General features: G+C 64.9%; 3 protein-coding genes and 1 pseudogene. All 4 read left to right on the top strand.

Going from position 1 to position 6,850, the window contains the following annotated elements; all coding sequences use genetic code 11:
* Positions 1–595, top strand: a pseudogene (locus ACIPR8_RS19915) (hypothetical protein); the annotation flags it as partial.
* Between the two features lies 1 nt (position 596).
* The gene (locus tag ACIPR8_RS19920) at positions 597–1,358 is read left to right on the top strand and encodes a hypothetical protein (RefSeq protein ID WP_446542171.1); all 762 of its coding nucleotides are present in this window, start codon (positions 597–599) and stop codon (positions 1,356–1,358) included.
* A gap of 413 nt (positions 1,359–1,771) precedes the next feature.
* Positions 1,772–6,454 carry a tape measure protein gene (locus tag ACIPR8_RS19925; protein WP_446542172.1) on the top strand — a complete coding sequence of 1,561 codons (4,683 nt, stop codon included), beginning with the start codon at positions 1,772–1,774 and terminating at the stop codon, positions 6,452–6,454.
* Between the two features lie 3 nt (positions 6,455–6,457).
* On the top strand, positions 6,458–6,850 hold a 393-nt coding region (locus tag ACIPR8_RS19930; protein WP_446542173.1), incomplete at its 3' end, for a hypothetical protein.

The following is a 6,850-nucleotide window of genomic DNA, read 5'->3' on the forward strand; positions in this document are numbered from 1 at the left end:
GGGGGCGATCCTGCCGAGCTATGGCGCTGGGATGTACCAGGCGCCGGATGGCGTGCTGCGCGTGGCGCGGGTGGTGGCGCCTGAGTCGGTGGCGGTGCCAGCCTTCGAGGTCATCGCCGCCCACTTGGCCGAGGATCTGATCGCGCTGCCCGATGATGCGCCGAACCTGACCCGCCGGTTCGCCTACCGTCCGAACGCCCAGGCGCTCGGTGCCGGCGATCTCGTGTCCGACGTGGTGGACGTGCCGCAGGCAAGGCGCGACGAGCTGACATCGCTGTTCCGGGGTCAGGTGTATGCCGCCGGCCCGCTGCATCCCCACTACAGGCACGCCGACGTGGCCGCCCCATTCGTCTCGCTGTTCTGGGGGCAGGGGGACGCGCAGGCCGAGGCGGACCGGATCGTGGGGCTGTACGCGGTGATGCGGCACTTCTTTGTGCTCACGATCCGCGGCGACCAGCAGCTGGACGTTCAGCCCGGCCAGGTGGGGCGTATCACGTACCCGCGATATGGGCTGGAGAACGGAAAAAACGTGTTCGTGCGCAGCGTAGAGCGCAACCCGACCACGGGGGACGTGGTGCTCAACGTGTGGGGCTGAAATGCTGATCGGGTACGGAATGCCGGCTGTGCAGTCGGTGGCGCTTGTGGGTGGCAATTGGCTGACGGCCGATGCAGGCGCGGCGCTGTTCGACGGAAAGCCGGCGCGGCGCTCGCGGATCGCCAGGACCGGCGTGCTGTCGATCAACATCACATTCAGCGGCACCATCGTGCCGCGCATCGTCGCCTTGCTGGGCCTGTCCCTGCCGCCGGGGGTGCCGGTGACGGCGGCCGGCGCCAGTGGTACGACGGTGCGCCTCCCCGATGGATCGGTGTGCGCCTGGCTGTTCCCGACCGGCACCGCGTCGGTGTCGTCCGTGGCTGTGGGGATCGACACCACCGCGGCGACCATGGAGGTGGGTGAGATCGCAGTCCTGCGCGCCGTGGATGTGGGCATTGCCGACGGCTGGGCGGTAGCCACCATCGACACCAGCGTCCACACCCGCACGAAAGGCGCCCAGCTCAACACCGTGGAAGGACCGCGGTACCGCCGCTTCACCGGCAATCTGTCGGCACGGCCCACCGACGTGGCGCACGGCGCCGGCCTGGGCGGAACGGACTGGGATGCGGTGGTGCTGATGCTGCAGGGGCGCTGCCGGGGCTGCATCGTGCCGGAGTACAGCCGGACGAAGGGCGGTCCCAACGATCCGGTGCTGGCCGCCCGGTCGGCAATCTACGGAGCCGCGTCGAACACGTGGAGCGTGGAGAACGTGAGCGGCCGCTACTTCTCGGGATACCTGGAGTTTGAGGAAGTGCCCGCGTAGGTGGCACCATCGACTGACCAACTGAGAGGAGGGGGGGTATGCGCTTACTATTGGTGGCAGTAGTTCTTGCGGCGGCAGCCTGCGGCAGGTCGCCGCCGCCGGGGGATGCAGGTGCCTTAACTGCATGCCAGGTGGCGATCAAAGGATTTGCCAAGGATTCACGTTCGGCAGAGATTCCGTACACGAAGAACCAAGGCACAGGCGGTGAGTTTTACTTCGCTTGGCCTAGAGGGTCTGGGCTCCGTCTGATGAACGATTTTGGATCGATGTCCGATTCCTCCGCTGCCTGCATCGTTGCACCCGATGGAAGCACCATTACTCACTTGAGCATTGACGGAAATAGCCTGATCTAAGTCGTGCTTGCCTCGCAAATCAAAGCCCCGCAGATGCGGGGCTTTTTCATTGGTGGAAATATGAGCCTGTACACCCTGACGGTCGATCTTCTCGCGCGAAACGCCGCTTTTGAGCGTGACATGGGTAAGTCCGTGCGCGTCGTGAATAGGGACATGCAATCGATCCGCGCTGCCATGTCAGACAATGCAGCGCGAGGCGCCGAGGCTGTTGCCGCTGGCTTCCGTCGCGTTGCCGTCGAGGCGGTTGGCATGGGTTCCGCAATCGCTGTCGCTCGGGCCGCGATTGGCCGTGCTGACGAGTGGACCAACCTCAACAACCGCTTGCGCCTGGTGACAGAAGGTCAATCCGCATTCATTGCCGCGCAAGCCAATGTGGTGAGGATTGCGCAAACCGCACGCCAGCCACTTGGGGCCACTGCGGAGCTGTACCAGCGTATCGCCATGAACCAAAAGGATCTGGGGCTGAGCGGCCGGGAACTGGCGCGTGTGGTCGAGACCATCAGCAAGACGATGGTGATCTCGGGAACATCCGCGGCCGGCGCCGATGCCGCTTTGGTTCAACTTGGCCAGGCGTTCGCCTCGGGTGTGCTGCGCGGTGAGGAGCTGAACTCGGTGTTGGAGCAGGCGCCCGCGCTGGCGCAGGCGATTGCGAAGGGCTTGGGCGTTCCGATTGGCAAGTTGCGTGAGCTGGGGAAGGCGGGTGAGCTGAGTGCAACCGCAGTCATCGACGCACTGCAGTCGCAGGCTGGCGCCGTGGATGAAGCGTTCGGAAAGATGCAATCGACTGTCGGACAGTCCGTAACTCTGTTCAACAACAACCTCCAAGTGATGATCGGTCGTGCCGACGAAGCATTTGGCGCATCCACCTTGCTTGCTAAGGGGATTGAGCAACTTGGCCGAAACCTAGATCTGGCCGTGGCTGCAGCTGCGGGCCTCGCTGCGTCGCAGCTGGTAAAGGCATTGTCTGTTCGCCTTGCGGCCGTGAACGCGAACACTGCCGCTGATCGCGCTTCGGCAGCGCAAAGCCTCGCCAATGCGCAAGCGCTGGAGTTGCGGACGCGGGCTGCAATGCTGGATGCCCAAGCCGAGGTTCGGCGTGCACAAGCCATTGGCGGTAGCGTGTCGATCAGCGCAAAGGCCGCAGCGGCGACCATGGAGCACCGCCAGGCCACCGTCCTACTGACGCAGGCGCAGACGCAGTACAACGCGGCGAGTGCGGGCTTTGCCTCGCGCGGTGGCGCGGCTGTTTTGTCGGCTCTGGGCGGGCCGGTGGGAATCATCTCGATGCTGGCGGCAGGCGCGGCCGGCTGGCTCCTGTTCCGTGATGGGACCAACGATGCGGCCAGATCTCTTGCCGATTTCTCGGACACGGCGGATGTTGCCATCGAGAAGTTCACCGAGTTGAACAAGCAGCAGCAGGCGGGCGAGGTCCTTGAGCGGCAGAAGAACATCGAGAAGGGCTACAAGGACATCACTGCCACCATCCGCGATATGGCATTGGAGGCCCAGCGTGGCATCACCAGCTCGTACTCTGATGACTACGCGGCGTCGATCCGTAAGCTCGCGGATGAACTGCAGGCCGGAAAGATCAGCGCCGACCAGTTCAGCGCTCAGCTTGAGCAGGCGAACGAGCAGGTGCTTCAGGGGGCCACGGGCGCCGATAGGTTTCGCGGACGGATGGTCGAGCAGACCGCAAGCGCAGCGACGCTTGCACGCGAGAACGAGCGCCAAGCCGCCGTTCTGGAGTCGCTGAATCTGGTTAGCAAGAGGGCGGAGGCTCAGACGGATGCCACAACTGGCGCCATTGTTCGTCAGACCCAGGCATCGGGAGAGGCGGCCAAGGCCATTGACCAGCACTTGAAGTCGCTTCAGGGCTCCATCGATAGCCAGATCGTCAACTTGGTTCGACTGCAGAAGGGCGCTGAGGATGCGTTCCGCGTCGAGATCGGCCAGAAGATCAATGCAGCAGGAGGTGTGGACGCGCTCTCTACTGCGCAGCGTGAGGAGTACAACCGGCAGTTGGCGGTTGGGTTGGCCCTTATCCGGAAGACCGAGGCAGCGCAGAAGGCTGCATCAAGCGCCAAAGCTGCCGACAAAGCGGCGGTAAAGAGCGGAAAGGACACCGCTGAGGCGATGGCGCGTTACGGCAGGGAGTCTGCCATCGCCGCTGGCACCATGTCCGGGCCGCTGGCCGAGGCGATGGTAAAGCACACCCAGCGCATGACCGAGCTTAACGAGGCCATGGTCAAGGGAAACATCCTGCAGGCCGATGCAGGTGTGCTCATGGCTCAAAGTGCGCAGGAGTACGCCAAGGTTGCTGCCGCAGCGGAACAGGCCCAGCGCGCCCCGGCGGCGCTACTTGCCACCATGGGGCAGGAGATTCAGCTCCTGGGCATTGCTGGCCCTGCGCGCGAGCTGTACCGCCGTCAGCTGATGAACGAGTCCGATATGCGCGAGGAGATCAATCGCGCGATGGAGGCCGGGGCCAAGTTCAGCCAGGACGAGATCGCCCAGCTCATGGAGCGCGCCCGGGCCTACGCTGGAGTGTCCATGGCGATGGAGGAGGTTGCACGTGCCGCCGAGGACTGGCAGCAGGTTGCGGTGGATGCCGCCGGTGGTGTGGCCGACACCTTCGCCGACGTGTTCGGCGGCCAGATCAAGAACGCAAAGGACTTCTTCTCCGAGCTGAAGGACGTGTTCAAGCGCGGGTGGTGGGACGTTGTACGCACGGGGCTGCAGCAGCAGTTCGTGAATCCGATCCAGAAGGCCATCCAAGGCATGCTATCCGGGCAGGGCTTCGCGGCTTCCGGCACCAGCTTCGGCGGTCTGGGGACCACCATCGCCGGCGGTATCGTGCAGGGGATGCAGCGTGCTGGGGTTGGAAGCCTTGGCATCGGTACCGCTGCCGGTGTGGCCGCCGGCTCCATCGGTGGCTTCGGGAACAACGTGGCCGGGTTCGGCGGCTTCCAGGGAACGACGTATGGGCTGGGTGGTGCATCCGGGACCATCGGCGGTGGCGGCTCTGGCTTCGGCATGCCGCCTGGCATGGGGCTGTTCGGGAAGTCGCTGTTGACGGGTGAGTTTGCGGGCGGACTCCCCTACGCGGGCGCAGGCCTGGGCCTGTTGGGTGCCTATTACGGCTTGACCAAGCGCGGTAGCGGCGGGCTGTCCAGCGTGCTGGCCGGCGCATCCTATGGCGCCTTGGGGCTGGGGGTTGGTGGGGCCATCGCGGGCGGATTGGGGGCCATCGGTACCGGTGTGGGCGTCGGCGGCATCGGAGCTGGCGCGGCAGCAGGTGCAACGGGCGCCATGGGGGCCATTGGGGCGGCGTCCTGGGTTCCGGTTGTGGGCTGGGCACTGGCGGCCGCCGCAGTGGTGGACAAGCTGTCCGGCGGCAAGGTCTTTGGCACTAAGTACCAAACGAACAGCAGCCAGCAGACCATCGGCATCAATGAGGGCGGCGGGTCGGCAACGGCCGAGGCCTATCAAAGCCGGCAGAAGTCGCTATTCGGCGGCAAGAAGTGGAGGACGATCCAGGTTGATCCTGGCCAAGAAGCCCGGGATGCTGCCGCGGGCATCCACGAGGTGCTTTCGGCCTACGCCAAGCAGCTGGGCGTGAGCCTGCGGCAGGATGCCGCTGCGCTCGTTGGGGGCTCCTTCTCCCAGTCCTACGACAAGAAGGGCAACGTCACCGGCTCCCGTTCGACGGTGCTGGGGCGGACCTATGACGAGGACGCCGAGACCTTCCAGAAGCGCCTCGCTGCCGAGCAGGCCATCGCTGCGGTGGGGAAGATCGACGGCCAGGCAAGCCGGATCGCGGAGGACTGGCGGAAGTCGGCGGAGCTGCTGGAGGACGGTGCAAACTTCTTCGTCACCGCGGCAGTGGATGCCCGGAGCGGCTTGGACCTGTGGACGGGGGTAGGGCTTTCCGCGCTCACCGACTACGTGGAGAAGATGCAGGCGGCAGACGAAAGCCTGACCGCGGCATACACCCGGTTGGCCGGGACGGCGAAGTCCTACGGCACGCTGATGGCCGACATCGCCACGCAGGTGATGACGGCGGACCTGTCGGGCTACCAGCAGCAGGCCTTGACCATTGAGCGCACGTACCGCCAGCAGGTAAAGGCGGCCAACGACTACGCCAAGGCGCTGGGCCTTTCCGGGGCTAGGGCGGAGGATCTGGCAAAGATCGAGGAGCTGCGCGCGCTGCAGATGGGCAAGCTCCAGGCGCAGATCGAGGCTGACAAAAAGGACATCAAGTACGGCCTTTCGATCAGTGACCTGTCACCGCTGACGGACCGGCAAAAGCTGTCCGAGTCGATGCAAGCGCTTGCCGACGCCACGGCAAAGGGAGATAGCCAGGCGGCGCAGCAAGCCGCTCAGGCAGCTCTTGGGTTCGGCCGAAACCTCTTTGCCAGCGGGAAGGACTACAACGACCTCTATGGCCGCGTGATGGCAATGATCGACGGCATGAAGGTCGGCGAGCTGGATCTCGAAGATGGCACCTCGATGGGCCAACTGGCCGACGCCATCGAGGCACTGCCGGAGCACTTCGGGAAAGCGATCTTTGAGGTGGCAGCGGGAGGAAAGGAGGTCCAGAAGGAGACCAACGCCAAGCTCGATGAGCAGAACCAGTTGATCCGCGAGCAGAACCAGTTGATCCAAAAGCTGTTGAACACGACCCAAGGCGCTGCGGCAACGCAGAAGCGCGACTCCCTGAACGCATCGCTCAACGCAAGGTAAGACATGCGATATGTGACCCTCATCGATCTGGGCGCGGGCCAACTCCCCGCCCAGACGCCTCCCGCTGCCCGCTTCGCGCGCTGGTTCCCTGAAGTCTACGCACCATCGGCCGTCCCACCGGTTGGCGGAACGGAAGTGACGCCCGTGGCTGATGGCGTCCTGTTGGAGTGGGATGCGGTCGAGTCCGGTGGCGCCGTTGTGACCTACATCGTTGAGCGCAGCGAGTCGCCGGACGGGCCGTGGCAGGAGGTGGTCAGGACCACCGAAACCCGCTACTTGTACAGCGATGGCAGCGGGTTGACCTGGTACTTCCGCATCACCGCGACCGTTCGAGGGGTCGCGGGAGGAAGTGAGGTCGTTGTGGGGACGCCTGAACTTGTGGCCCGCCAGGCGGCC

The sequence above is a fragment of the Stenotrophomonas sp. LARHCG68 genome, assembly GCF_052871705.1.